The sequence below is a fragment of the Nitrosomonas sp. H1_AOB3 genome (assembly GCF_015709435.1).
Lineage (GTDB): Bacteria > Pseudomonadota > Gammaproteobacteria > Burkholderiales > Nitrosomonadaceae > Nitrosomonas > Nitrosomonas europaea.
Genome location: NZ_CP054389.1, coordinates 783,061 through 807,787, shown reverse-complemented (window position 1 = coordinate 807,787; position 24,727 = coordinate 783,061). Strand labels below are relative to the sequence as shown.

The following is a 24,727-nucleotide window of genomic DNA, read 5'->3' as shown; positions in this document are numbered from 1 at the left end:
AAGTTTTATCCGCTATATTTCTTCCCTTCACGATCGTTCGCGCCCATCAGGTAGAGGCGCAGCCCAAAAAAGAAGGAGAAGATTTCTGGCAGACAAAAGAATGATTGGGCGGCGAGAGCCCTACATCCGTGCGAATTGCCTGTTTGGATTCGATGATCTCGTCCATTCATCCGGTGGTGATCTCCATACCCTGGCCGACCAGGCAGGGCTGCCAAGGGAAGCGTTCAGCAATCCCGACATACTCATCTCCTGGCCCCGCCAGGGCATATTCTGCGAACTAGCGGCGCAGGAACTAGGACGTCCGAACTTCGGCCTGGATCATGCTTTTTCGCTGCCGAATACTTATCCCACCGCAGGAGCAGCAATCTTTCTTTCACAGATCACGCACACCTTTGAAGAATGGCTTGACGCATGCGAGCGCTATGCACGCTACTACACGAATGCCTGGGTTCCGTTACTGATCAGGGACGGCGGCCCGTTCGCATACGTGCGGCTGTTGAAGGACCCCCTGGCAAAATCCCCGCGCCAGCAGACAGAAGGACTGGTCGCTACATTCTACCGAATGGCCAGAACCGTGATCGATGCTACAGATGAAAAAGCCCATCTCATCCGGTTCCGCCATGCCCGTCCTTGTGACACGCAACCGCATGAAGCACTTTTCGACTGCCCGGTCGAGTTCGAAGCTGCGCACAACGAGCTCGTATTCCCGCATGAATATCTCAATCGACCGACCAATGGCCGCCTGGCCGGACTCGAGCCATTGCTCGATCTCTATCTGCGTTACCGGATTGCCAAGATGCCGCTCTATGATCAGTCGGTCGCGGCAACCGTCGCCGCTGGCATCCCGATCGTGCTCAATACCAGCCTGTGCAATCTCGAGTACTTCGCGGTATCGCTGGGACTCAGTCCAAAGAAGCTGCAGCGCCTGCTGCAGCAGGAAAACACCAGCTTTTCGGCGATCCTGGATAAAGTGAGGGAATCACTTGCATGCGAGATGCTGGAAACGACCGATGTTCCCATCAGCAACATCTGTGGCCTGCTGGGATATACGGCACTCCCGGCGTTCAATCTCGCCTTCAAACGCTGGGTCGGCGTGGCGCCGAGCATTTATCGCGAGTTTAATCGCAGGAAAGAAAAAGATTGTGACTCATGATCATTGCGAGTGGATAATTGTCTATGTTTCCGTTTTTCGTTCCAGCAGCGCCCGGGCATAGAGCTTTTTTCTGCCTTCACCGGTAATTTCTGCAGCCAGTTGCACCGCCTGTTTCAAAGGCAGTTCTCTTTGCAGGATGGCAAGCGCATGTACAGCTTGCGGGCTGATGTCCTCCTGCCCAGGTTCTTCTGCCGGCGCCAGCAACAGAACGAACTCGCCTCTCAGCCGGTTTTCATCGGCCTGCAGCCAGTCCAGCGCTTCTCCCAGCGCACAGGTATGAATCGTCTCGAATAGCTTGGTCAGTTCACGGGCAAACGTGATTTCACGGGTAGCACCCAATACAGCAGCCATATCCGCAACACATTCAAGCACACGATGCGGAGCTTCATAAAAAACCAGGATACAGGCGTATAGCGTTTTCAAACCGGCCAGCTTGCGCTGACGCTCCCCGCTTTTTGCCGGTAAAAATCCATAAAAGAAAAAATGCGGTGCAATCAGACCGGATGCGGACAAAGCACACAACGCCGCATTGGCGCCAGGAATGGGCACGACCGGGAGGCTTCGCGCCAGTACCTGCTGCACCAGCAAAGCGCCCGGATCGGAAATCGCCGGCGTACCGGCATCGGAAATCAGGGCAACCGATTTGCCGCTCTCCAGCAGTTCGATGATTTTCTCCACCGCACTACCTTCGTTATGCTGATGTAATGGCATGATACGGGTAGACGTGGTATGCAAAGCATGCCCTGCCAGCAGCTTTTGCGCATGCTGAATGTGTTCAGCCGCAATACAGTCGACCGCAGACAATATTTCCAATGCGCGCAGGGTAATGTCGCGCAAATTCCCGATGGGGGTACCAACCACATATAATGTCCCTTTGGATACTCCTGCTGCAGCTGGCATATTCGTGGCCCTGACTGAAAATGGCTGATCCCGGTGTTTTCGGCGGGTGTGGGCGCACTATACGGCAGTTGCCCGCTTTTTCCAATGTGCCGGATGCTGCCGGTAAAACAGATAAGGCTGTTCCATACCGCTTCCGATCTTTCGGATTTGCTCAATCCCAATTCAAACCAACCACCGTTCTTATGTCCAATCATTCATCCGCTCCGCTGATTCGCCTGCTGCGCTACGGCCATGCTTTTCGCGGCCGTATCTGGCTGGCTACATTATTTTCGATTCTCAATAAGCTGTTCGATCTGGCGCCGCCGGTATTGATAGGGATGGCAGTAGACATCGTCGTCAATCAGCAATCTTCGGTATTTGCCCGGCTGGGATTTCCGGAGGTCTCGACCCAGCTCTGGATACTGGCTACGATCACCCTCATCGTCTGGGGATTCGAATCCATCTGGGAATATCTGCTCAAGCTCTGCTGGCGCAACCTGGCGCAGAGTATTCAGCATACGTTGCGCCTGGATGCCTATGATCATGTTCAGAAACTGGAGCTGGCCTACTTCGAGGCACGCAGCACCGGCGGGATGATGGCGATCCTGAACGATGACATCAATCAGCTGGAGCGGTTTCTGGATGTCGGGGCGAATGATCTCATCCAGCTTCTGACCACCGTCATCACAGTGGGTGGCATGTTCATCTACCTGACACCTGGCGTGGCATGGATGGCGTTATTACCCATGCCATTCGTCGTTGCGGGTTCCTACCTGTTTCAGAAACGCATTGCTCCGCGCTATATGGCCGTCCGCGAGCAGGTCAGCATTCTGAACAGTTATCTGTCCAATAATCTCGGTGGCATTGCCACCATCAAAAGTTATACGACTGAACCGTATGAATTACGCCAGATCGAGCGCGAAAGCCAGATCTATCAGGAAAAGAATCAGCACGCGATTGCCCTCAGTGCTGCCTTTGTACCGATCATCCGTATGGTAATCGCACTTGGTTTCAGCGCCATCATGGTTGCAGCGGGGTTAATGGCCGCCGACGGTGAGTTGAATGTCGGCGCGTACAGTATTCTGGTATTCATGACCCAGCGCCTGCTGTGGCCGCTCACCCGCCTGGGGGAAACACTTGATCTGTACCAGCGCGCGATGGCCTCCACTCATCGTGTGCTGGATTTGCTGCAGGCTCAACCGACCATTACAGACGGGCCGCAAACACTACCCGCGGCACAGGTCAGCGGCGAAATCATTTTTGACGATATCAGCTTCAGCTATGAACGGCGGGCACTGACACTAAACCATCTCTCTCTGACCGTTCACGCCGGCCAGACGATTGCCCTGGTCGGAGCGACCGGCAGTGGTAAAAGTACGGTAGTCAAACTGCTGCTCCGTTTCTATGAGCCGCAACAAGGACGTATTCTGCTGGATGGTCACGATATCCGTGACTTGCGTCTGCATGATCTGCGCAAATCGATCGGCCTGGTCAGCCAGGATGTTTATTTATTCCACGGCACGGTGTATGAAAATATCGCATATGGTTCGTCGAGTGCCAGTATGGAAGATGTCATCGCCGCAGCCAGAACGGCTGAGGCACACGATTTCATCATGGAGCTGCCGGATGATTATCAAACCATCGTGGGAGAACGCGGGCAGAAACTCTCCGGCGGTCAGCGACAACGCATCTCGATTGCCCGTGCTGTTCTCAAGAATCCGCCGGTGCTGGTACTCGATGAAGCCACTTCAGCAGTAGACAATGAAACGGAAGCCGCCATCCAACGTTCCCTGGAACGCATTACCGTTGGCCGCACCACCATTGTGATCGCACACCGCCTGTCCACCATCCGTAACGCCCATTGCATTTATGTACTGGACAAGGGTGAAGTAGTGGAAACCGGCACACACGAGGCACTCCTGTCGCGTAACGGTCTGTACGCCAACCTGTGGCAAGTGCAAACCGGGGAAAAGATGAAAACACACGGATAAAAATGGATTCTTCCAGATGTAGTGCGTAACCGTAAAAAACTGTCTTTGCCCGCCTGTCTGCGGCACGGGTAGGAGAATCCTGAAAGGATGAAACAATCCAGAATCCTTTGCCAATAGTTACAGACGTTCCCATGTCATCCACAGAAAACAAAGGCAGTGATGCCGAGCAGCGAGCAGCAATCTTTCTCCAGCAGCAGAAACTGACGTTGCTGGAAAAAAATTACCGCTGCCGCTTCGGTGAAATCGATCTGATCATGCGGGAAGGCGATACGGTGATATTCATCGAGGTCAGGATGCGCTCCAGTGATCGGTTTGGTGGCGCAGCCGCCAGCATTACCGCTGCCAAACAACTCAAGTTAACACGCGCCGCTCGTCATTATCTGGCGGAACATGAAGGTGACTTTCCCTGCCGCTTCGATGCAGTCCTGATCAGTGGCAACCGGGAAAATGAAATCGAATGGATCAGAAACGCGTTTGATGAAAGCTGATGGCAGGATATCAGTCACCCTCATTCTCACCGCAATAAACAGATAATTCTTCCTTTACTCATTGATTAAGATCAACTGCAAACGCAGCAGAATGCCTGAAACCTCATTTTTGATATTTCAAAGCAGCTGTTTTTCTCTTGGTCAGGGTAGCAGGCTGCCGCGAGGTTGATTGAATGAATAATGAGTTTTGTTATACACCCACTTACAAAGAAGTATGCACCGCTTACGGTGCATACTGAACGTTAGCCGTCAACAACAGAAGAATCAAACATGGCGATACCTGATTACCAGTCAATCATGCTTCCCCTGCTCCGTTTCGCTGAGGATGGGAATGAACATTCTCTCCGGGAAGCAATCGAAGGTTTGTCCGAAAAGTTCGGGCTTACGGACACAGAAAGGAATGAGCTGTTGCCGAGCGGGCAGCAACCAAGATTCGACAACCGTGTTGCGTGGTCGCGATCTTATATGAGTAAGGCAGCTTTGTTAGAGTCCACGCGGCGTGGGTATTTCCGTATAACCCAACGCGGTCGGGAAGTTCTCTCCAAGAATCCGCCCGAAATCAATGTGAAGTTCCTGGATCAATTTCCCGAATTCGTAGAGTTCAGAGCAAAGCACCGAGAACGGGAAGAAACCACAGAAACTACAGAAACAGAAACCCTTCAAACACCCGGCGAGCTTCTGGAAACCGCGTACCAGAAACTGCGCGAAGATCTCACGGCTGAACTTCTGAAATTCGTAAAGGAATGTTCCCCGTCTTTCTTTGAGCGCCTCGTCATCGACATTCTCGTAAAAATGGGCTATGGCGGTTCCCGGAAGGAAGCCGGTAAAGCCATCGGCCGCAGCGGCGATGGAGGCATTGACGGAATCATTAACGAAGATCGTCTTGGCCTCGATGTCATTTATATTCAAGCTAAGCGGTGGCAGGCTACGATCGGGCGCCCTGAAATCCAGAAATTTGCAGGAGCGCTACAAGGACATCGTGCGAAGAAAGGAGTGTTCATTACTACTTCCGACTTCAGCCGTGAAGCCGGAGACTATGTAGCAAAAATCGATTCAAAGATCGTGCTCATAGACGGCGAGCAGTTAGCCCAACTCATGATTGACCATAATGTTGGGGTTACTCCTGTCACATCGTATGAAACGAAGAAAATTGACAGTGACTACTTCATTGAAGGTTAAGACGGCGAACAACGCCATCAACTCGGACAGTAAGCGGCGCGCCTTTGTCGCCCCGCTTTTTACTGCCGGTTATAGCGAGCGTTGGGCATATCTATGACGCTATCTCTAACCGCTCTTACCGTGGCGATTTACGTTCTGCCTGTGATTTTCTCTTTGCTGGCAGGCTGGGTTGTCTATCGAAAATTTTCCTTCAAGAAAGATGGAAGACGCCGATCGAAGGTCTTGCTTGTTCTAGGTCTTCTATTCTGCGGTTACATCGGCGCTTCTTTGCTTACTGCAACGACAATTGGTCTTATTTGCACCGAGAGTTCTGGAGCCGGTTGCGCATTCGGAATTTCGTTCGTGGCGCTTCCGCTCTACTGGGCTCTAAGCATTACCGCATTCCTCTTCGCGTGGGCTGCCTCTGGCCAGCAGGCCGAAAACGTCAACACAAGTGCTCGCTAAACCAGTTATGCCCAACCCTACATTCCCGAAACGGCTACCACAAACGCGACGAACGCTATCATGGGCAAGCGGCACACAAGGCCAAGCCCAATCCGCTCTGGGATAAGCGTGGACAGCCCGAAACGGTTCGATCCAGGTGATTTCCAGCTCGCAGGGAATGGCTCACACTGTCTCTGCCCGGCTGGCAAACGACTCTATTCGAATGGTTCGAACTGCATCTTCAACGGCTATGCAGCGATGAAGTTTCGGGGTGCCGAGCGGGATTGCCAGCCTTGCACTCTCCGAGCTCAGTGTTTGCGCACACCGGAGAAAACCAAGACCCGGCAGGTTGCATTTTTCCGAGGCAAACGCGACGGCTATGAAACCCATACTGACCGGATGAAGCGGAAGATCGATTCTGATCAGGACCGACAGATGATCACCCGCCGCTTTGCGACGGTCGAACCAGTATTCGGTAACCTCCGCAATAACAAACGCCTTGATCGATTTACCCTGCGGGGTCGGAGCAAAGTAGACGGACAATGGAAACTATACTGTCTGGTTCACAACATTGAGAAACTTGCCCATTATGGGGTAAGCCAATGAAAATAGGGGATCAAAGACAAAATACGCTGTTCATGTACCTGTGCGCATCAGGCCAGGTATAAACAATACGTTGGCACTATGAATATAGTTCTGAAAAAACCAATTTCCCGCTTGTCAAAGTATTTCAAAAATTTAAAGCTTGGATAACGCCTGAAAAACGAGTTTTTCTACATCCTCGTTAGGTTCGGTCAGTAGTGGTATCTCAGTTGAGCAATAAACAACGAGTCATCCGCAATTTTATAGACGATCCGGTGCTCGTCATTGATACGGCGTGACCAATAACCTGACAGCGCATGTTTCAGTGGCTCGGGTTTGCCGATACCCTCGTGTGGCGTTCTTGTAATCTCTTTCACCAGTGTATTGATTCGCTGTACGGTTTTTCGGTCTGTCTTTTGCCAGTGCAAATAGTCCTCCCAGGCCTGCTCAGAGAAAACCAGCTTCACTCTGTCAGGCTTCTCGTTTCGCCTCTGCCTGATTCAAGAGCTGCGATGCTCTCCAGCAGCCGCTTCGCGTTCTTTGGGCTACGGAGCAGGTAAGAGGTTTCCTCCAGCGCCTTGAAGTCGTCGAGCGACATCATTACAACGGATTGTTCTCCGTTGCGTGTGATTATGATAGGTTCATGGTTATCGCAAACGCGGTTCATGGTGTCGGCAAGTTTGGCTCTGGCAGTGCTGTAAGTGATAGTGTCCATAAGGTTCTCCAGTTGTACATTTATTTGTACATTACATTCTGCCAAAAGTCAATGTCGGCACCTGACTGCGCGTTCAAGCGGACAGTATGAAACAACGTGAACCACATGCCCAGTTTGAACAATGCTCGCAGCGTATTAGCGGTTCGAGACCTGTACGAACAAAAGGACATTCATTTTGTTTTTTTGGCAAGTGGAGATCAATCAACCGGGCACCCAAACTTGCTGCGCAGTCTCAGACTCCCCTTCACTGTGCTCCGATACCGGTTACTTTCAACATTAGATCTGGCAAAATGGCTACAGGTGAACAACCAAGGAGCACATTATGCTTTTAACTGTGGTTTTACTGCCGACCACCGAGGATGGCTTCACGGCTCTGAATCCTGAAACAGGGACAACCTCGCAGGGGGAAACGGTAGAGGAGACTTTGGCGAACCTTCGAGAAGCCACCGAACTGTATGTGGAAGAATTCCCCCTCACAATTGCCGGTCACCCGTTAATCACGACTTTCGAGCTTCCCGCACATGCCTAAGCTGCCTCATATCTCTGGTGCGCAAGCGATCCTCGCACTGGAGCATCTGGATTTTTCTGTTGTGCGGCAACGCGGAAGCCATGCCGTACTTCGCCGAGACGCAGCTGGCTGCGTTGTACCGAATCACAAGACAAACAAAAGCGAACAAAATGGATGTCCTTTCTTTTGGAACGTTAGGCATCAATGCCATGCGCATCACTCTGATCTGGTTGGTGGCACTCTTCCTGATGTTTTACCCACTGATTGCGCCGTGGAAAAGACCTTTCATCGCTGGATGGCTAGTGATCTGGTTTTCATTGTGGGCTCTATTTTTCGCGCGCGTAGACTATGAGTTGACCCATACCATTAAAGGTGTCGTTTCAAGCTCTGCATTGATTAGTGCCACCATTTTCATCTTTGCAGTTTCTAGTTTGCTAAGGACAGTTGGCTGGGGAATACTCCAATGGTGGAGAAGAAAGCAATGATTACTTGGAAAATAGATAATCCAGAAAGGGAATACTACCGCCCGGCACTGTAGTCAAGCAGCCCGCCTGCACAAACAAACAAAAGGATATCCATTTTGTTTTTCTGGACAAGGGTGAAGTAGTGGAAACCGGCACACACGCGGCTCTCCTGTCGCGTAACGGTCTGTATGCCAATCTGTGGCAAGTGCAGACCGGGGAGAAGATGAGAGCGCATGGATAAAAATGGATTCTTCCAGATGTGGTGCGTAACCGTAAAAACTGTCTTTGCGAATCCTGAAAGGATGAAGCAATCCAGCATCCTTTGCCAATAACGACAAATAACACCCCATGTCATCCACAGGAAACAAAGGCAGTGATGCCGAACAGCGAGCAGCAATCTTTCTCCAGCAGCAGAAACTGACGTTGCTGGAAAGAAATTACCGCTGCCGCTTCGGTGAAATCGACCTGATCATGCGGGAGGGCGATACAGTAGTGTTCATCGAAGTCAAAATGCGTTCCAGTGACCGTTTTGGTGGCGCAGTCGCCAGCATCACTGCTGCCAAACGGCTCAAGTTAACACGCGCTGCCCGGCACTATCTGGCGGAACATGAAGGTGATTTACCCTGCCGCTTTGATGCGATCCTGATCTCCGGTGAATGGAAAAATGAAATCGAATGGATCAGAAATGCATTTGATGAAATGCTGATGACAGGATATCAGTCACCCTCGTTCTCATCGAACTAAACAACTACCAGCTATGGCCGGTGAGCTGAAGAAAATGGCTTAACTGGGTTGTCACAAAATGCTTGACCACTCCAATGATCGTTACCCGGAGATAGGATTATTTGACCAATTACAGGCTGGATACCGCCATTTGAGATGAAGCCACCAACATAAAATCTTTTTAAAGCTTGTAAGGTGCATCGAGCATCTTGAATTTTAAAACCAAAATTAACTTTTGTTATAATGTGTAGCCACATTGGTTATAACATTAGGATACGAGATGATTGAGTTGAAAGTCAGAAAGTTTGGCAATTCTCTTGGCATTGTTTTGCCAAAAGAAGTAGTTAACCATTTACGCACTGGAGATGGGCAACGGCTGTTTTTAACCGAAGCATCTGATGGAAGGTATCTTATTACACCATACGATCCTTCATTCGGCGAAAAAATGGCAAAGGTAGAAGATATATGTAATCGGTACCGTAACACGCTCCATGTACTGGCCAAGTGACAACGCCTGTCTGGATAAACGAACAAGATGTCCTTGCCATTCATGAGCGTTTAATTTTTCTGCATGGCGGTGCATCAGGTATTCGTGACAGGAATCTTCTGAAATCAGCACTTGCAAGACCACTCAATTTTTTTGTCTACGATCAGCAGCCTGATATTTTCCTTTTGGCTGCTACTTACACAAGCGGAATTCTGCAAAACCACCCTTTTGTGGATGGGAACAAACGGACAGGATTTGTAATTGGCGTACTATTTCTTGAACTCAATGGCTACAAGTTTATCGCTAACGAAGAAGATTCAGCACAAGCCATAATTTCGCTTGCTGAAGGCTCTCTTGACGAGCCTGGATTCAGATTGTTCATTGAACATAACTCAATTGCAACGTAACGAACATCGATCCATCCGCACCACAATGCGGGACTAAACAGTTAGAGCACACATGCTCATCCGTTCTGCCAAGCCTGAAGACGCAGAGCTCATCGGTTCAATCCGAGTAGCGGCTTGGCAGGCCGCCTATCGCGGCTTCATGCCCGATACTTATCTCGCCTCCCTAGATCCGGGAGCGAACCTCGACGAACTTCGAGCAGCGTTGCGCGCAGAGAATCCGCCATTCACTCTTCGCATTGCAGAGACTGAGGGACAGCCAATAGCTTTCTCGATCCTGGGCAAGCCGCGGTATAATGCTGATCAATCCATTGCCGAGTTATGGGCATTGAATGTTCATCCTACACACTGGCGAAAAGGCGCAGGTCAACAGCTTGTCAGGCAGGTACTGCTGGACGCCAAAGAACAGAAATTCGTCTCTGTGGAACTCTGGTGCATTCAAGGTAATCTGGCCGCCCAGCGTCTGTATGAAATTTGTGGTTTCGTGCCCAACAGCCAGGTTCGTACCACAAGCTCGCTCACGGGCTACCCGCTACACGAGTTGGCGTATACGTATGCGCTCTAACAATGCAGTCAATCGGACACCAAACTACTTGCTCCGGTGCCGGTTACTTTCAACGTTATGCATCATGAGTATCGTTAGCCAGATGATAAAAAAATACGACTCAACTGTTTATTTTGTAGAAGATATACATAGCGCCTCTAAATGGTATTCCGATATCGTTGGAGTCGAGGTGAAATATGAAAACGAGATGTATGCCTATATTGAGAAAGACGATCTTAAAATTGGCTTTCATCCTGAAGACAGAAAGTCTTCTCATGGTGTGACCGGACAAACTACGTATTGGCGCGTTGGTTCACTCAGAACTTCGATCGAGTTTCTTGGCAGTAAAGGAGCTACGCTTTATCGGGGGCCAATTTGCACGTCACTAAACGAGTATGCATGCATTTTAATTGACCCGTTTGGTAATGCTTTGGGCTTAATCAGTGAAAATACATAACCCGGCACTCAAGCCAACATCCGAGGACGCCGCTTAGTTTTCTCAATCTTCGGCGCGAGCGCCGGCTTGGTTCTACGTAACAAACAAAAGAACATCCATTTTGTTTCTGGCAAGTGCAAACACCATGAAGGCCGCAGATTCTGCGGCTTTTTTATAACGCTCTCGCCCGGTTCAGCGCCGCCGCCCGCCACCAAAAATGGAACCCAGCACGCCACGGATCACCTGGCGCCCAAGCTGCGAGCCAATGGTGCGCGCCGTGCTTCTGGCTATCGTCTCCACGATACCCTCGCGTCGCCCGCCGCGCGGTCCGGTGCTGCCGCCCAGCAATTCGCCCCAGTTAAAGCCGCGATCGGCTTCAGCCGGCGCTTGTTCCGGTGATGTTGCGGCACGCGCCTTGAGGATTTCATAAGCTGATTCCCGATCCACCAACTGTTCATAATGCCCGTACAGCAGGGAACCGCGAATGGCCTGCTGACGCTCGGCCTCGGTAGCCGGCCCCACTCGGCTGCCCGGCGGTACGATCAGGCCACGCTCCACGGGGTGAGGACGTCCCTTTTCATCCAGTAGGGAAATCAGCGCCTCGCCTACGCCCATCTCGGTAATGGCCGCCTCCACGTCGATTTGCGGATTGGGGCGAAAGGTTTCGGCTGCCGCCCGCACCGCCTTCTGGTCACGTGGCGTAAAGGCGCGCAGGGCATGCTGGACACGGTTGCCCAGTTGTCCCAACACTGCATCCGGAATATCCAGCGGATTCTGGCTGACAAAATACACGCCAACACCCTTGGAACGGATCAGCCGCACCACCTGCTCGATTCTGGACAGCAGCGCGGCGGGTGCATCGTTGAACAGCAGATGCGCTTCATCAAAAAAGAATACCAGTCGGGGCTTTTCCACATCCCCCACTTCGGGAAGGTTCTCGAACAGCTCGGAAAGCAGCCACAAAAGCAGCGTGGCATAAGCGCGCGGTGAGTTGTAAAGCGTTTCTGCCGCCAGGATATTGACTACGCCGCGTCCGTCTTCTGCAATCTGCATCAGATCGTCAAAATTGAGCGCAGGCTCGCCAAACAGCTGGTCACCGCCCTCATGCTCCAGTTGCAACAATCTGCGCTGGATAGCACCAACGCTGGCGGTAGAAATATTGCCGTATTTCGCACTGTAGCTGCTGGCGTTTTCCGCCGCGTGCTGCAACATCGCACGCAGATCCTTCAGGTCCAGCAACAGCCAGCCATTGTCATCGGCAATATGGAATATCGCCGTCAGCACCCCGCTCTGGGTATCATTCAGATTCAACATGCGTGCCAGCAGCAACGGCCCCATGTCAGATACTGTTGCCCGCACCGGGTGCCCCTTCTGGCCAAACACATCCCAGAACACCACCGGGCAGGCCGCATGACTAAAGCCCTTCAATCCCAGCTCTGCCACACGCGCTTCCACCCTGGTATTACCCCCGCCCGGCTGGGACATACCGGAAAGATCACCCTTCACATCAGCCATGAACACCGGCACCCCGGCACGCGAAAACTGCTCTGCCAGACTTTGTAACGTGATGGTCTTACCCGTGCCAGTCGCCCCGGCAATCAGCCCGTGGCGGTTGGCCATGCTCGGCAGGATGGCCAGTTCGGTGTTGCCGGATTTAGCGATGAGGAGAGGCTCGGTCATAAGAGAGTTCCTGAGGTCGTGGATCAAAGTTCAGTCAAGGGGTTCGCCACACCACGCCCGTCTCTATTCAATACGTGAGTGTAGATCCATGGTATCGCCACATTCTCGTGCCCCGGCAACTCCTGTATGAGCGCCGCCTTGCAGCAAATACGTGACCAATGAAGGATGCAACGTATGGAGCGTGGCCGGTTTTATCATACCGGCATGGCGGTAACAAGACAAACCTACACATACTGCCCGGCCACGTAACCCGAGGACCAGGCCCACTGGAAATTGAAGCCGCCCAGGCGCCCGGTAACATCCACTACTTCACCGATAAAGAACAAGCCTGGTTGCTTGTTTGCCTCCATTGTCTGCGATGACAATTCACGGGTATCTACTCCACCCCGTGTCACTTCAGCCGTCCGGTAACCTTCGGTGCCCACCGGTTTGACATGCCAGGCGTTGACAGCCCCGGCCAGCGCCGCGAGTCGGGTATCGGATAAATTGGCCAATGGCCCGCTGTCGTTCCGTTCATCACAAATACTTTGAGCAAGCCGCCTGGGCAGGATTTCCGCCAGTGCGTTGTTGATATACAGCCTGGGCTGGCTTTGTTTTTGTTCTTTCAGAAATGCCAGCACATCCATACTGGGTGCCAGATTGATCACAATCGGCTCTCCTTCCTCCCAATACGACGAGATTTGCAAAATGGAAGGGCCGCTCAATCCCCGGTGAGTAAAAAGTAATCCTTCAGCAAAAACCTGTTTCCCGAAGCACACATCCGCTTCGACTGAAAGCCCGCTCAATGCCTGACAGCGAGCCAGCAACGTGCCATCGAACACCAGCGGCACCAGTGCCGCGCGCGGCTGAATTACGCGCAGCCCGAATTGTTTGGCAACCTCATAGCCAAAACGGGTTGCGCCGATCTTGGGAATCGAAAGACCGCCCGTCGCGATCACCAGCGAAGCACAAATCTGCTCGCCCCGGCTGGTTCTGAGCCGATAACCACCCGCAACGGTTTCGATGGTATGCACCTGCACCGGGTTTTCCAGTTTCACACCCGCTTCGCGCGCTTCCGCCAACAACATGGCGATGATCTGTTTGGCGGAATCATCACAAAACAATTGCCCCAGCTTCTTTTCATGGAAAGCGATGCCATGCTTGCGTACCAGCGCAATGAAATCCTGCGGTGTATAGCGCCTGAGTGCCGATTTACAGAAATGCGGATTCTGAGAGAGGTAACACTGGGGTTGGGTATGCAGATTGGTAAAATTGCAGCGCCCGCCACCGGAAATGCGGATCTTCTCGGCGATTTTAGTGCTATGGTCGATCAGCCACACCCTGCGCCCACGCTTGCCCGCCTCGATCGCACACATCAATCCGGCTGCACCCGCACCAATGATGATTACATCAAAGGAATGAATCATATGTAAAAATAGTTAAGACCGATTCCATGTCGATTCAAAGAAAATTGAACAATGAATAAATGCTTTCGCACCCTCACGCTCTACTTCACACATTTAATACCGGGTGTATTTCTGTTAATTGCCTTTACCAGTCCGGCTTATGCACAAGCCAATGCAGTTGAAGCATTGATCGAATTCAGAAATCCGGATGGACTCGTCAAATCTCTGAAGCCAACAGAACTGAATACCCTCGCCCGGCAGAAAACATTGAAAATTTTTGAAGTACACGAAGGCAGGGAGCGGCAATACAAAGTTTATCCAGCGCAAGCCATTTTTGACCTGATGTTTGGTTCAAGCTGGCGAACAGCGGATGAAATCATCTTCACCTGCCAGGATGGCTACCAGCCCAGTATTCCGGTTGCGAAATTCCTCATTTACGATGCTTATCTCGCTGTTGCCAGCGCGGACAACAAACCCTTCACACTCAGTAATGCACTCCAGAATCATGAAGTTGTCGCGCTGGAACCAGCTTACCTGATATGGGATAACCTGAAATCTCCCGCCTTGCTCGATGAAGGCGCATCCGACATGCCTTATCAGATCGTCCGTATTGAGCTGGCTTCTTTTGCAGCGCGTTTTCCGGAAATGCTTCCACCAGCCGGTGCATCTACGGAAACCAAGCGGGGGTTTCTACATTTTCGCAAATACTGCATGGCGTGCCATACGATCAATGGTCATGGAGGTGGCAAAGCACCCGAACTGAATTACCCGGTCAGCGTGACCGAATACCTCAAACCCGGATACCTGGAGCAATGGATCGATAACCCGGCCAGCCTACGCTACAACACCACCATGCCAGCTCTGGCTGCAGAAATACCGGAACGGGAAAAGGTCATAGAAGAAATCATTGCCTATCTGACAGCCATGCGTGATGTGAAGCACATGCAACCTAAACCATAATCACAACTGCCTGAAGAAAGCCATAAACAACACTGGAAATCCTTGCCGCCTGCCCGATAAACTTGATCCGGCCATTTCTTCCGTAACCGGAAGCGCATCCGGAAATCACTCTTTCAACCGGATATCAACTTTGCCATCCGTCACCTGGATGTGTTCAACGCCCTCGGAAAAAGATTTCCAGAAACCGGGATCCATACCAAATTCGCTGACCAGATCGATATTTTTCAATCCACCCAGCCAGGCATTAGGAACGGGAACGCCCATGATGCTGACACCCTTGAGGATGATGATAGGCTTATCGTTGCGATAAGCCATACCGAGACCAGCGTTCAGACGCAACGTTTTCCCGCCCAGTACCGGAAAATCCTCATCGAGCGGAAGGAGCAGACGTGCGCTCACCAGATCATCGGCAAAATCGATCGCCAGTTTTTGTGCAAGATCGGTATTTTTGGCCAGCAATGCGTTTACTTCCCGCTCGGTAAAGTTGACTTCACGTTTTGCTCCCTGCTCGGAATACGCTCGAGGTTTCAGAAAACCTTCCTCATCGATCTCACCTTTGAGATCATCATTCCGCTTTGCTATCGGTGACGAAAATGAAAAATCGTAACCGATCGTCCGAAGCTTTTGCTCCAGCGTTTTTTCTTCCTTTTTGCTCAAAATAACCGGTTCAAAGGATGAAACAAAAACATAGGTTGTGAGCACCCAGTAAGTACCGGCCACAGTCAGCACGATCGTAGCCAGAACGATCAGCAGCACATGCGACCAGTGCAAATGAGCGTTATTACTCGTATTTCCGGTTGAATTCATCTTTGTCCGTCCAAGTTATTCAGCCGAAATTATAGCTGCTGCTCTATAAACCTGTACGCTACTATGCAAATAATGCCAACCGGTAGAATCACTACGGTAACCGGTCTTGGTAAGGCATACGAATACAGGCTTTCAAACCGGGAAATATTATCGGCAGATCAGCCATTTATTCCTATAGCACTCCGATTTTTTGCACATCTGATGTTTCATTCTGAATGCTGCCGAAAGTACGTCATACTGGACCTTAACTTCTAAATTTTTTAATACTGTTGCCGGATCTGGAGGAAAATCATAAAGAAGATTTACTTATTTCAGTTCCGGTACCAGCAAATGCGTATAATTCTTGTTTGCATATAATCAGAAGAAACAGGTGAATTCACGGCGTAGAATCAGGGTTATTTCTCATCAAATGATAACGAACCCTGTAATTGATCCTTACGACAATTGATATTTTTAATCCACACAACTAAAGGAGGAAAACTGAAATGAATCTTCCATTCCAGAATGATGCACTGGGTAAATTAACCTTGCGACTCACTGTAGGTATACTCATACTCCTTCATGGCATACATAAAATATTTAACCCGGGTTCTCTTGACTACATCAGCACACTACTGGCAAATGTAAATCTGCCTCAGGTACTGGCTTACGGGGTTTATCTGGGGGAAGTCATTGCACCGCTGATGATCATACTGGGAATATTTTCCCGAATTGGCGGCTTGCTCGTTTTTGGTAATACGGTATTTGCGATAGGGTTGGCACATCGCAGTGAACTATTCGCATTCACTGACCATGGCGGATATGCGTTGGAGTTGCAGGCTTTCTTTTTACTGACAGGGCTCGCGGTATTCTTTCTCGGAAGTGGCAGATTCGCCATTAAACCTGATTAAATATCTGAAAATTTACCAGTAGTCGTCTGTACAAGAGTATTCAGTCAACATGCACAAACGACTGCCTGTCGAATGCCGGTTTGTGCTACGTAATAACTGGAACCATCGTCGGCAACGGTGTTGCCGACGAGCCATACATTCATAGTTGTTTCAGTGGCTTGCAGGAACCGACACTGGCTTTGGCGCTGGAACGACAGTCGATACCGGTTCAGGAGAAGCCACAGATTCATTCTCCACTCCTTCCTTTGCCGCAGGCTGAGGAGGCTTGTCAGCCTCGGTTTTCTGATCGTCAGCAGCTCCCTCTGCAGAGGATGCAGCAGGAATCTCTTGTGCGGTATTTGCTTCTTCTGTGCCAATTTCTGCTTTATCCGACAAGAAATGCTTTTTCAACGTGTCGACAGTACCCTGATTGAAGTAGCCACTGTGAAAAAGATAAGCAATGCTTCCCAGCAGGAGCAGAACGAAAAGATAGAATTTCCACGGGCGTTTTTTCTCTGCATAAGGATCGGTCAGGGAGCGCTGCGCGCCGGCAGGCAATGTCGCCATTTGAGTCAATGAGATGCCAAACGGAATATTGATGATTGCCCGTGTATTGATTGCCCAACCATTCCCGTCAAGTAACGGTGCCAGATTACGTTTTCTGAGCTTGAGAAAAGCAATCAGTACGGAAGGACCGGATATTACGAGAATCAGGCCAAGAACCGTGAGTGGCATTTGCCACCAGGCCAGACCCAGGAAGCCGGTTACGACCGATGCAATCGCAGTACCGATTGCACCGATTGCAAGACCGATCGCAGCAAAAATCCCTGCAAACTTACCTACATCGAAGGGCGCTGCCGCGGGTGGTTTACCTGCTTCCGCTTTTTGTGAAATATCCGCAATCCCTGCTGCCGCCTGATCCTGTACCGATTTTTCACGCGCACTGGCCACTTTCTCGATCTGTTCACCGATCATTTTGCCGATGCGCTTGTACGGATACCAGAAGGCCTGACGTACGCTGATGGGATGCTCGACGATCTTGACGATGGTGGCATCCCAATCCTGCCCTCTTCGATCATAGAAAATACCGTTCCGGCCAACCATCAAATTGTCTGCATCACCATTCGTAAACGCAGCCGCGATATTCATTTTCTCGCTGCCACCCCTGCGCTGACATTCGCAATAGGCCAGATAGATGCCACTCAGACCGGCCATGCTGCTGTGCTTTTCGATATCGTCGACACGCAGGCAAAAATCACAGTTACGGCCATCCAGATACAGTGAACCTGCCTGAAAAACCGCCTTGTTCTGTGCAGTATAAAAATCACGAAACGAAACGAAATTGTTCAACAGCTGAAAAAGATTTCGCTGATAGCGAATCAGCTTTTCAACTGAATCGATCGCATCGGATGCGCTGGCAAGCGACTGGTCTTTCTGCAGTAATGCACTGATCTCATCCTGATACTTTCCTGCCAGAATGGAACGAATACGATTGATTCCAAGAGATTCTACCGTTGCCCCTCGTTTGGTATCCAGCCAGGCCTGATGGGCAGTAAATCTGTCACAAAGCGCCTGCCATTCATCCGCACTCAACTGTTCTTTATCGGCCAGCAGAGGTTGAACGACTTGTCGTTTCAGTGCATCGATCGCACCGACCCAGGCCGGATTGATGCCTTCATTGAGTGGCAGCGGTTTTTTTGCCTCGATTTTTGCAAGCGGTAATGTGGCAAGTTGCTCAGTCGTTCGGGAGAGATCGGTATTGGCGAGTGCTTCATAATCCGATAACGCCGGGTTCAGCGGATCACCCGCCTTCTGGTCAAATTCAGCCAGCTTACAGCGGGTAAAGTAGTCATCTATTTTTGCTTTGACTGCATCAAAGGCCGCCTTTGCGGCTTCAGTATTTTCTCCCAGCGGTAATATGCTGGTAGCATCCCGTTCCGCATCCTGCCACCATTCCGAGTACGCTTTCGCTTCAGTAAAAAATTGTTCGATCAGTTCTGCTGAAACCCCCGGCAGACCGGATCGGTCCTGAACCGATCCGACACACTTCATCATATCTTCAATGACGGCCCGGGTTTCGGCATCGCTGGCAGCAGTGGCCGGAATGATGCCGTCACCATTGAAGCGGGTACTGGCAAAAATTCTGTTGAGATCAGCCGTATCTTCGACTGTAATCACCTCTTCATCTTTTTTACCGATGTTGAGCAAAATCTGTCTGGCTGACGCGAGCAGCGCCGCACCTTCCGGAGTACTGTCATCGATCGCACTCAGTTGCAGCGCTTCTGATCCGGAAGTGAGATCCCCGGGATTTTTCAGAACGGAAGACACCCATTCGACTGCAGCAATGATTTCCGGGACACGGATATGGCCATCATGATCAGTATCAATGAACTCGAGTGTTTTATCATCGAATTCCAGATTGCTCGTCGGGCAACTGAGCGCAGCCCACAGCTTGGGATCGAGCGTTCCGAGCGATTCGACATCCGCTCCGGTTTCCAGACGCACCTGATCAAAACCACCTGATCTGAAAAAGCGCCATTTATGAGCTGTATTCATTATTTTTCCTCTTGTGTGAATCAGACTGTCGGGGTGTTACTGTATGGAATAAGCCGTCCCTTTCATACGATGAAACGGCTGCGAACTGCTACTGATCGGCGTCATCGGACTGGCAACAGTTTGCCCATCCTGTTTTTTTTCACATCATGATGTGTTTCACCGGCTGCATTTCTCCTGTCCGGAAGCTCTATTGTTTCACACCAACGATACGAAACATGAATCGATTCTACCGCTCCTCCCTGTTTTCCCGGCATAAATCTTGACAAAATCATCAAATGGCGCAGGATAAAAATGCGCCACTAGAAAGTGGCAGTGTCTGCCACTTTTGAGTGCCTGTCGGTATTATTCGTTGCAAAATCAGTCAATTGCATGAAAGGAGATGTCATTATGAGTACTCCAGACATTCAACCCGGTTTTCAGCAAGTCACAAGGCACCATACCATTTTTCAGGAACGTGTCGACGATGCCTATAAAATCAAAGGAAAGCGGAACCGACCATATGCCCGCAATGCAGTGCGTATTCCAGAAAGGACGCTGACCAGCCTTCACCGTCCATTGTGCGTGCAATCGACATGAATCGGCAGATTTATTCCCGACTTTCCGGCTGTTCCCTTGAATTTCCATCAAAGCGCTCAATATTAGCGTCAGTGAATAATTCCTGAGAATGAGTGCCATGGAACAATCCCCCTCTAACCTGCCTGAACTGCCTGCCGATGTCATCGCCCTGGTGCCGATGCGTAATGTCGTGCTGTTCCCGCACGTGATCATGCCCGTTGCCGTCGGCCGCACCCGGTCGATTGCAGCGATTCAGCATACCTTGCAGTCGAAAGTACCTGTCGGCATCGTACTGCAGAAAAACTCTTCCGTCGATGAACCTGGACTGGATGCACTTTGCCAGATTGGGACCATTGCCAATGTCGTGCGCCATATCGCTTCCGAAGATGGCACACATCACGCTGTCTGCCTGGGAGTCGAGCGCTTCCGCATCGAAGCACTGGTTGAAGGCTATCCCTTCCTTGCCGCACGGATCCGGCGTATTCCGGAAGCCATTCCGGATACCACACAAGTGGAAGCACTGACATTGCAATTACGCGAACGCGCAATGGAAATTGTATCGCTGCTGCCTGGTGTACCGGCTGAACTGGCACATGCACTGCAGGCGACGCGTGCACCCTCCGATCTGGCAGACATTACTGCCAGCCTGCTCGATACTGAAGTGGCCGAGAAGCAGAAACTGCTGGAAACCATCGATATCGAGGAACGGCTGCACAGCGTGCTGCAAATTCTGGCGCGACGCATCGAAGTCCTGCGACTTTCTCAGGAAATCGGCGAACGTACCAAAGAACAAATGGAGGATCGTGAACGCAAGTTTCTGCTGCGCGAACAACTGAGGACCATCCAGAAAGAACTTGGTGAAGATGGTGAAAATGAGCAGGAAGTCGTCAGGCTGGAGGAAGCCATCACTGCTGCTGGCATGCCGACAGATATCGAACAGCAAACACACAAGGAGTTGCAGCGCTTACAACGGATGCCCGCCGCATCGAGCGAATTTTCCATGCTGCACACCTACCTTGAATGGATGACAGAACTGCCATGGCAACTGCCGGAAGAAAAACCGATCGACCTCGATGCTGCACGTACCATTCTCGAGGCTGATCATTTTGGACTGGAACGCATCAAGCAGCGCATCATTGAATTTCTCGCCGTACAAAAGCTGAAACCGCAAGGCCGTGCACCGATCCTCTGCTTCGCCGGCCCGCCGGGCGTGGGAAAAACATCACTCGGGCAAAGCATTGCACGCGCGCTACAGCGCCCGTTCGTCAGAGTATCGTTAGGCGGAGTCCATGATGAAGCGGAAATGCGTGGTCACCGCCGTACCTACGTGGGTGCCATGCCGGGCAATATCATCCAGGGGTTGCGCAAGGCGGGTGCACGCAACTGTGTGATGATGCTCGACGAAATCGACAAAATGACCGCCAGCGTGCATGGTGATCCAGCAGCTGCATTACTGGAAATTCTCGATCCGGAACAGAACTCGACATTCCGTGATAACTATCTGGGTGTCCCATTCGATCTGAGTCGCGTGATATTCATCGCCACGGCCAATGTCATCGATCAGATCCCGCCACCGGTACGGGATCGCATGGAAATCATCGATCTGCCGGGTTACACCCAGGAAGAAAAACTGCAGATTGCGCTGCGTTATCTGGTGCAACGACAAAGCGAAGCCAACGGTCTGCAGGCGAATCAATGCATGCTGACACCTGCAGCTTTGCAAAGCATCATTGCCAACTACACCCGTGAAGCCGGGGTGCGCCAGTTCGAACGTGAAATCGGCCGGATCATGCGTCACGCCGCCCTGCAAATTGCACAAGGCACACAGCAGCAGGTACAGATCGACGCTCAAAATCTGGAAGACATTCTGGGGCCAGAGAAATATGAACATGAACTGGCACTTCACACCGACCTGCCAGGTGTTGCAACCGGTCTGGCCTGGACACCGGTGGGAGGCGACATCCTGTTCATCGAGGCGACGCGTATCAATGGCAGTGGCCGCCTGATCCTGACCGGTCAACTTGGCGATGTGATGAAAGAAAGTGCACAAGCAGCGCTCACCCTGGTAAAAGCACGCGCCGAGGACTTGCACATTCCAGCCTCAGTGTTCGAGGGAATCGATGTGCATTTACATGTGCCTGCCGGCGCCATCCCCAAAGACGGGCCAAGCGCAGGTGTAGCAATGTTCATTGCACTGGCTTCGCTGTTTGCCAACCGGCCGGTACGGCACGATGTGGCCATGACCGGTGAAATCAGCCTGCGTGGGCTGGTTTTACCGGTTGGCGGCATCAAGGAAAAAATACTGGCGGCGCAGCGTGCCGGTATTCGAACTGTACTGCTGCCAGCGCGCAACCGGAAAGATCTGCATGATGTTCCGGAAGCAACACGCACTGCCATACAGTTCGTTTTTCTGGAAACTGCCGACAATGCTGTTCAGGCAGCTCTAGGTAAATCCGACAATCTGGAATCCGTTTGAGGACTGTAGCCGCCTGCCAGCCAGTTGCGCGGCAGCGGCAATTTGTCGCATGGCTATTTGGTGAAATCCGGGTTACAGTGTGAATCACCAGGCAGATACTTTTCTTATCTGTCATATATTTGTCTGGTGCAGTTGTTATCCTTGCATTTTGAATCAATGAAAGGAGAAAGCTTTATGCGAAATGAAACACAGACTACGCATTCCCACAGCAAGCATGAGCAACACTGCCAGCATGTGTACGAAACTGGACAGTTACGGCGTGCAAAAATGCATGTCGCACGCCTGACCGGTAATTTTGACAGCAGGAAAATTCTCTCGCCGTCATTACTTCAACTGCTTGAAACCAGCATTATTTTGGAGACAACCGACTCGAAAGTGCTTGCCTCCCGGTTAAAACGTAAACCAGCCGCAATCCGGGCTGACCTGCAGAAAATCTGCCATCTCCTTGCAGAAGAACCAAGGTTATAACAATATCAACCCGGGATCATTACCCGTACTCAAGAAGTTGCAATCGAACTGCCGAAGCCAGATCATTATTTCCAGCCCGGCAAAACCCATGTACCATTCTTTCATGAAGGCTGCACCACGGTCTTAAAAAGACTCCATTTCATGAAAGAACAGGAAAAATGAAATATCTTACAATAGTAGTTTTATCATTGTTGATGATCCCTGCCTCAATCACGGCTGGCGACTTGTCTAATCTGCAGCAGCAAACCAACCAAGCCTACGAACAGATGAAGCAGGCTGAAAGTCAGCTCAGCAGCGCCAGGAAGGATGTGCAGGTCAAGCAGGATAATTTGCGCTACCACCAGGAAAAGGCAGCTGAAACCGAGAAGGAGCTCCAAGCCGCACAGCAGGTTTTACAAAGCGCTGAAGAAAATCTGTCGGCAGCCAGAAAAAAATGGAATGAGAATTCCGAAGAGCTTTATCAGAAGTGGCACCGGAAAAAATGAAGTAATGCAGCCAAAACTGCCAGACATCACTGTACCTGCGCGAGTACCGTATTTATCCGAAAGGATGGTGAAAAACGATCGTTTCTGTTCGATCAGGACCGGTTGAAATCATGGATATGGGTGTCTGGCAGACTTCTTCCATACGTTTGAGATAGTTTTGTGCTGCCTGGGGCAGTTGATCGAAATTCCGGATACCTGCCGTACGTTCCTGCCAGCCTGGCAGCTCTTCATAAACTGGTTCCGCAGCAGCCAGATCATCCGCTCCAAAAGGCAGGGCGTCATACATCTCGCCTGACTGCTTTGATTTATAACCTACACCGATACGCAGTGTTTCCAATCCATCGAGCACATCGAGTTTAGTGATACACAATCCCGAAACTCCATTGATCTGAATAGAACGCCTGGCAGCCACTGCATCAAACCAGCCACAACGGCGCGGGCGCCCGGTAGTGGAACCGAACTCGTTACCGCGCTGTGCCAGGTGTTCTCCGGTTGCATCCGACAACTCGGTAGGAAAAGGGCCTGACCCCACGCGAGTGGTATAGGCTTTGGTGATTCCCAGCACGTAATTCAGCATCTGCGGCCCGACGCCACTACCCACCGAAGCCGCACCAGCGATACAGTTACTGGAGGTGACAAAGGGATAAGTGCCATGATCGATATCGAGCAAAGCACCTTGCGCCCCCTCGAACAGCAGGTTGTTGTCAGCCTGACTGGCTTCAAACAGCAGTTTTGGAACATCCGCCACCATCGGCCGGATTCTTTCGGCTTTTATCTGACAATCATCCAGGACCTGGTGATAGTCAACCGTTGCAGCGTGGTAGTAATTTTTCAGCAGGAAATTATGATAATCGAGTACTTCTTTCAGTTTGCAGGCAAGCCTTTCAGGACGAAACAGATCCTGCAGGCGTATTGCACGCCGCGCAACCTTGTCTTCGTACGCCGGGCCGATTCCCCTGCCGGTCGTACCGATTTTTTCCATCCCCTTCGCCAGTTCACGAGCACCGTCCACAGCAATGTGATAAGGCAGAATCAGGGGGCAGGTTTCGCTGATACGCAGCCTGCTGGATACATCCACTCCGGCCTGCTCCAGCATATCCACTTCTTCCAGTAAGGCACCGGGGGACAGAACCACACCGTTACCAATGTAGCAGGTCACATTCTCACGCAGAATTCCTGAAGGAATCAGATGCAATACAGTTTTCTCACCACCTACCACCAGCGTATGACCCGCATTGTGTCCGCCCTGGAAACGGACGACTCCTGTAGCCCGATCAGTCAGCCAGTCGACGATCTTGCCCTTACCCTCATCTCCCCACTGCGTTCCAATGACTACGACATTCCTGGCCATACACTATTGATCTCTCGAAATTATTCCAAAATAAAGCACCGCACTGTGAACAGCACGGTGCATGAGTATCCTTTTTCAGCGACTGATTACCAGCCTGCTTCTTTTAAAACAGGCAGTTGACTGAATCCGATAAACTTACACTTCCCCTGGTTGACGGGT

At 51.1% G+C, this 24,727-nt stretch carries 26 protein-coding genes and 1 pseudogene; 17 read left to right on the top strand and 10 right to left on the bottom strand.

Features of this window, described 5'->3' with window-relative positions; all coding sequences use genetic code 11:
- Positions 1-100 precede the first annotated feature (100 nt).
- Positions 101-1,153, top strand: coding sequence for an AraC family transcriptional regulator (locus tag HRU73_RS03925; RefSeq protein ID WP_287399543.1), 1,053 nt, complete (start codon positions 101-103; stop codon positions 1,151-1,153).
- Positions 1,154-1,174: 21 nt separating this feature from the next.
- Here HRU73_RS03925 and rsmI read toward each other — a convergent pair whose 3' ends face one another.
- Positions 1,175-2,053, bottom strand: a complete 879-nt coding sequence (gene rsmI / locus HRU73_RS03920) for a 16S rRNA (cytidine(1402)-2'-O)-methyltransferase (RefSeq protein WP_287399541.1) — start codon at positions 2,051-2,053, stop codon at positions 1,175-1,177.
- A gap of 20 nt (positions 2,054-2,073) precedes the next feature.
- Between rsmI and HRU73_RS03915 the strand changes: the two genes are divergently transcribed.
- From HRU73_RS03915 to HRU73_RS03900, 4 genes and pseudogenes are all read left to right on the top strand, one after another.
- Positions 2,074-4,023 (top strand): ABC transporter ATP-binding protein, encoded by a 1,950-nt coding sequence (locus HRU73_RS03915; RefSeq protein ID WP_353765090.1) that lies wholly within the window; start codon positions 2,074-2,076, stop codon positions 4,021-4,023.
- A gap of 131 nt (positions 4,024-4,154) precedes the next feature.
- Positions 4,155-4,511 carry a YraN family protein gene (locus HRU73_RS03910; protein WP_276678193.1) on the top strand — a complete coding sequence of 119 codons (357 nt, stop codon included), beginning with the start codon at positions 4,155-4,157 and terminating at the stop codon, positions 4,509-4,511.
- 270 nt (positions 4,512-4,781) lie between these two features.
- The gene (locus HRU73_RS03905) at positions 4,782-5,690 is read left to right on the top strand and encodes a restriction endonuclease (protein WP_287399539.1); all 909 of its coding nucleotides are present in this window, start codon (positions 4,782-4,784) and stop codon (positions 5,688-5,690) included.
- Positions 5,691-6,163: 473 nt separating this feature from the next.
- A pseudogene (locus HRU73_RS03900) lies at positions 6,164-6,719 on the top strand (transposase); the annotation flags it as partial.
- Between the two features lie 188 nt (positions 6,720-6,907).
- Here the strand turns inward: HRU73_RS03900 and HRU73_RS03895 are convergent.
- Both HRU73_RS03895 and HRU73_RS03890 read right to left on the bottom strand, forming a co-directional pair.
- Positions 6,908-7,162, bottom strand: a complete 255-nt coding sequence (locus HRU73_RS03895) for a Txe/YoeB family addiction module toxin (RefSeq protein ID WP_287399536.1) — start codon at positions 7,160-7,162, stop codon at positions 6,908-6,910.
- A complete protein-coding gene (locus HRU73_RS03890) occupies positions 7,159-7,410 on the bottom strand; it encodes a type II toxin-antitoxin system Phd/YefM family antitoxin (protein ID WP_287399535.1) in 252 nt (83 codons plus the stop codon). Before HRU73_RS03890 ends, HRU73_RS03895 begins: the two co-directional genes overlap by 4 nt.
- A 322-nt stretch (positions 7,411-7,732) precedes the next feature.
- On the opposite strand from HRU73_RS03890, the gene HRU73_RS03885 reads away from it, so the two are divergent.
- A complete protein-coding gene (locus HRU73_RS03885) occupies positions 7,733-7,939 on the top strand; it encodes a type II toxin-antitoxin system HicB family antitoxin (RefSeq protein ID WP_287399534.1) in 207 nt (68 codons plus the stop codon).
- Complete coding sequence (locus tag HRU73_RS03880) at positions 7,932-8,270, top strand: type II toxin-antitoxin system HicA family toxin (RefSeq protein ID WP_287399533.1); 339 nt, start codon at positions 7,932-7,934, stop codon at positions 8,268-8,270. The genes HRU73_RS03885 and HRU73_RS03880 overlap by 8 nt, the downstream gene beginning before the upstream one ends.
- A 167-nt stretch (positions 8,271-8,437) precedes the next feature.
- On the opposite strand, the gene HRU73_RS03875 is transcribed toward HRU73_RS03880, so the two are convergent.
- Positions 8,438-8,617, bottom strand: coding sequence for a hypothetical protein (locus HRU73_RS03875; protein ID WP_287399531.1), 180 nt, complete (start codon positions 8,615-8,617; stop codon positions 8,438-8,440).
- Between the two features lie 113 nt (positions 8,618-8,730).
- Between HRU73_RS03875 and HRU73_RS03870 the strand changes: the two genes are divergently transcribed.
- The 5 genes from HRU73_RS03870 to HRU73_RS03850 all read left to right on the top strand — a co-directional run bounded on the left by HRU73_RS03870 (position 8,731) and on the right by HRU73_RS03850 (position 10,997).
- Positions 8,731-9,126, top strand: coding sequence for a YraN family protein (locus tag HRU73_RS03870; RefSeq protein ID WP_287399529.1), 396 nt, complete (start codon positions 8,731-8,733; stop codon positions 9,124-9,126).
- Positions 9,127-9,385: 259 nt separating this feature from the next.
- Positions 9,386-9,613 (top strand): AbrB/MazE/SpoVT family DNA-binding domain-containing protein, encoded by a 228-nt coding sequence (locus HRU73_RS03865; protein WP_287399528.1) that lies wholly within the window; start codon positions 9,386-9,388, stop codon positions 9,611-9,613.
- The gene (locus HRU73_RS03860) at positions 9,610-9,999 is read left to right on the top strand and encodes a type II toxin-antitoxin system death-on-curing family toxin (RefSeq protein ID WP_287399527.1); all 390 of its coding nucleotides are present in this window, start codon (positions 9,610-9,612) and stop codon (positions 9,997-9,999) included. The genes HRU73_RS03865 and HRU73_RS03860 overlap by 4 nt, the downstream gene beginning before the upstream one ends.
- A 52-nt stretch (positions 10,000-10,051) precedes the next feature.
- Positions 10,052-10,561 (top strand): GNAT family N-acetyltransferase, encoded by a 510-nt coding sequence (locus HRU73_RS03855; protein ID WP_287399526.1) that lies wholly within the window; start codon positions 10,052-10,054, stop codon positions 10,559-10,561.
- Between the two features lie 64 nt (positions 10,562-10,625).
- The gene (locus HRU73_RS03850; protein WP_287399525.1) at positions 10,626-10,997 is read left to right on the top strand and encodes a VOC family protein; all 372 of its coding nucleotides are present in this window, start codon (positions 10,626-10,628) and stop codon (positions 10,995-10,997) included.
- A gap of 171 nt (positions 10,998-11,168) precedes the next feature.
- On the opposite strand, the gene HRU73_RS03845 is transcribed toward HRU73_RS03850, so the two are convergent.
- Both HRU73_RS03845 and HRU73_RS03840 read right to left on the bottom strand, forming a co-directional pair.
- Positions 11,169-12,656, bottom strand: coding sequence for a helicase HerA-like domain-containing protein (locus tag HRU73_RS03845; protein WP_287399524.1), 1,488 nt, complete (start codon positions 12,654-12,656; stop codon positions 11,169-11,171).
- A 224-nt stretch (positions 12,657-12,880) separates the two neighbouring features.
- Positions 12,881-14,062, bottom strand: coding sequence for a BaiN/RdsA family NAD(P)/FAD-dependent oxidoreductase (locus HRU73_RS03840; RefSeq protein ID WP_287399523.1), 1,182 nt, complete (start codon positions 14,060-14,062; stop codon positions 12,881-12,883).
- Between the two features lie 51 nt (positions 14,063-14,113).
- Here HRU73_RS03840 and HRU73_RS03835 point away from each other — a divergent pair, with 51 nt between their 5' ends.
- Positions 14,114-15,001: a c-type cytochrome gene (locus tag HRU73_RS03835; RefSeq protein ID WP_287399522.1), complete on the top strand. Its 888-nt coding sequence runs from the start codon at positions 14,114-14,116 to the stop codon at positions 14,999-15,001.
- Positions 15,002-15,106: 105 nt separating this feature from the next.
- On the opposite strand, the gene HRU73_RS03830 is transcribed toward HRU73_RS03835, so the two are convergent.
- Complete coding sequence (locus HRU73_RS03830; RefSeq protein WP_287399521.1) at positions 15,107-15,808, bottom strand: arginine N-succinyltransferase; 702 nt, start codon at positions 15,806-15,808, stop codon at positions 15,107-15,109.
- 485 nt (positions 15,809-16,293) lie between these two features.
- Here HRU73_RS03830 and HRU73_RS03825 point away from each other — a divergent pair, with 485 nt between their 5' ends.
- Positions 16,294-16,698, top strand: coding sequence for a DoxX family protein (locus HRU73_RS03825; protein ID WP_287399520.1), 405 nt, complete (start codon positions 16,294-16,296; stop codon positions 16,696-16,698).
- A 150-nt stretch (positions 16,699-16,848) separates the two neighbouring features.
- Here the strand turns inward: HRU73_RS03825 and HRU73_RS03820 are convergent, their stop codons facing one another.
- Together HRU73_RS03820 and HRU73_RS03815 are read right to left on the bottom strand one after the other, a co-directional pair.
- Positions 16,849-19,233, bottom strand: a complete 2,385-nt coding sequence (locus HRU73_RS03820; RefSeq protein WP_287399519.1) for a hypothetical protein — start codon at positions 19,231-19,233, stop codon at positions 16,849-16,851.
- 357 nt (positions 19,234-19,590) lie between these two features.
- Positions 19,591-19,908, bottom strand: a complete 318-nt coding sequence (locus tag HRU73_RS03815; protein WP_287399518.1) for a hypothetical protein — start codon at positions 19,906-19,908, stop codon at positions 19,591-19,593.
- On the opposite strand from HRU73_RS03815, the gene lon reads away from it, so the two are divergent.
- The 3 genes from lon to HRU73_RS03800 all read left to right on the top strand — a co-directional run bounded on the left by lon (position 19,907) and on the right by HRU73_RS03800 (position 23,217).
- Positions 19,907-22,264 (top strand): endopeptidase La, encoded by a 2,358-nt coding sequence (gene lon / locus HRU73_RS03810; RefSeq protein WP_287399517.1) that lies wholly within the window; start codon positions 19,907-19,909, stop codon positions 22,262-22,264. The two genes, HRU73_RS03815 and lon, sit on opposite strands and share 2 nt — an antisense overlap.
- 174 nt (positions 22,265-22,438) lie before the next feature.
- Complete coding sequence (locus HRU73_RS03805; RefSeq protein ID WP_041357160.1) at positions 22,439-22,732, top strand: hypothetical protein; 294 nt, start codon at positions 22,439-22,441, stop codon at positions 22,730-22,732.
- A 158-nt stretch (positions 22,733-22,890) separates the two neighbouring features.
- Positions 22,891-23,217, top strand: coding sequence for a hypothetical protein (locus HRU73_RS03800; RefSeq protein WP_276677495.1), 327 nt, complete (start codon positions 22,891-22,893; stop codon positions 23,215-23,217).
- Positions 23,218-23,269: 52 nt separating this feature from the next.
- Here HRU73_RS03800 and HRU73_RS03795 read toward each other — a convergent pair whose 3' ends face one another.
- A complete protein-coding gene (locus tag HRU73_RS03795; RefSeq protein WP_287399515.1) occupies positions 23,270-24,568 on the bottom strand; it encodes an adenylosuccinate synthase in 1,299 nt (432 codons plus the stop codon).
- Positions 24,569-24,727 lie beyond the last annotated feature (159 nt).

Excerpts from the sequence above, each read along its gene's own strand:
- HRU73_RS03925 (WP_287399543.1), top strand. The coding sequence starts at position 101 with ATGATTGGGCGGCGAGAGCCCTACATCCGTGCGAATTGCCTGTTTGGA.
- rsmI (WP_287399541.1), bottom strand. The coding sequence starts at position 2,053 with ATGCCAGCTGCAGCAGGAGTATCCAAAGGGACATTATATGTGGTTGGT.
- HRU73_RS03915 (WP_353765090.1), top strand. The coding sequence starts at position 2,074 with ATGGCTGATCCCGGTGTTTTCGGCGGGTGTGGGCGCACTATACGGCAG.
- HRU73_RS03910 (WP_276678193.1), top strand. The coding sequence starts at position 4,155 with ATGTCATCCACAGAAAACAAAGGCAGTGATGCCGAGCAGCGAGCAGCA.
- HRU73_RS03905 (WP_287399539.1), top strand. The coding sequence starts at position 4,782 with ATGGCGATACCTGATTACCAGTCAATCATGCTTCCCCTGCTCCGTTTC.
- HRU73_RS03890 (WP_287399535.1), bottom strand. The coding sequence starts at position 7,410 with ATGGACACTATCACTTACAGCACTGCCAGAGCCAAACTTGCCGACACC.
- HRU73_RS03885 (WP_287399534.1), top strand. The coding sequence starts at position 7,733 with ATGCTTTTAACTGTGGTTTTACTGCCGACCACCGAGGATGGCTTCACG.
- HRU73_RS03880 (WP_287399533.1), top strand. The coding sequence starts at position 7,932 with ATGCCTAAGCTGCCTCATATCTCTGGTGCGCAAGCGATCCTCGCACTG.
- HRU73_RS03875 (WP_287399531.1), bottom strand. The coding sequence starts at position 8,617 with ATGCGCTCTCATCTTCTCCCCGGTCTGCACTTGCCACAGATTGGCATA.
- HRU73_RS03870 (WP_287399529.1), top strand. The coding sequence starts at position 8,731 with ATGTCATCCACAGGAAACAAAGGCAGTGATGCCGAACAGCGAGCAGCA.
- HRU73_RS03865 (WP_287399528.1), top strand. The coding sequence starts at position 9,386 with ATGATTGAGTTGAAAGTCAGAAAGTTTGGCAATTCTCTTGGCATTGTT.
- HRU73_RS03855 (WP_287399526.1), top strand. The coding sequence starts at position 10,052 with ATGCTCATCCGTTCTGCCAAGCCTGAAGACGCAGAGCTCATCGGTTCA.
- HRU73_RS03850 (WP_287399525.1), top strand. The coding sequence starts at position 10,626 with ATGAGTATCGTTAGCCAGATGATAAAAAAATACGACTCAACTGTTTAT.
- HRU73_RS03845 (WP_287399524.1), bottom strand. The coding sequence starts at position 12,656 with ATGACCGAGCCTCTCCTCATCGCTAAATCCGGCAACACCGAACTGGCC.
- HRU73_RS03840 (WP_287399523.1), bottom strand. The coding sequence starts at position 14,062 with ATGATTCATTCCTTTGATGTAATCATCATTGGTGCGGGTGCAGCCGGA.
- HRU73_RS03835 (WP_287399522.1), top strand. The coding sequence starts at position 14,114 with ATGAATAAATGCTTTCGCACCCTCACGCTCTACTTCACACATTTAATA.
- HRU73_RS03830 (WP_287399521.1), bottom strand. The coding sequence starts at position 15,808 with ATGAATTCAACCGGAAATACGAGTAATAACGCTCATTTGCACTGGTCG.
- HRU73_RS03825 (WP_287399520.1), top strand. The coding sequence starts at position 16,294 with ATGAATCTTCCATTCCAGAATGATGCACTGGGTAAATTAACCTTGCGA.
- HRU73_RS03820 (WP_287399519.1), bottom strand. The coding sequence starts at position 19,233 with ATGAATACAGCTCATAAATGGCGCTTTTTCAGATCAGGTGGTTTTGAT.
- lon (WP_287399517.1), top strand. The coding sequence starts at position 19,907 with ATGGAACAATCCCCCTCTAACCTGCCTGAACTGCCTGCCGATGTCATC.
- HRU73_RS03815 (WP_287399518.1), bottom strand. The coding sequence starts at position 19,908 with ATGGCACTCATTCTCAGGAATTATTCACTGACGCTAATATTGAGCGCT.
- HRU73_RS03805 (WP_041357160.1), top strand. The coding sequence starts at position 22,439 with ATGCGAAATGAAACACAGACTACGCATTCCCACAGCAAGCATGAGCAA.
- HRU73_RS03800 (WP_276677495.1), top strand. The coding sequence starts at position 22,891 with ATGAAATATCTTACAATAGTAGTTTTATCATTGTTGATGATCCCTGCC.
- HRU73_RS03795 (WP_287399515.1), bottom strand. The coding sequence starts at position 24,568 with ATGGCCAGGAATGTCGTAGTCATTGGAACGCAGTGGGGAGATGAGGGT.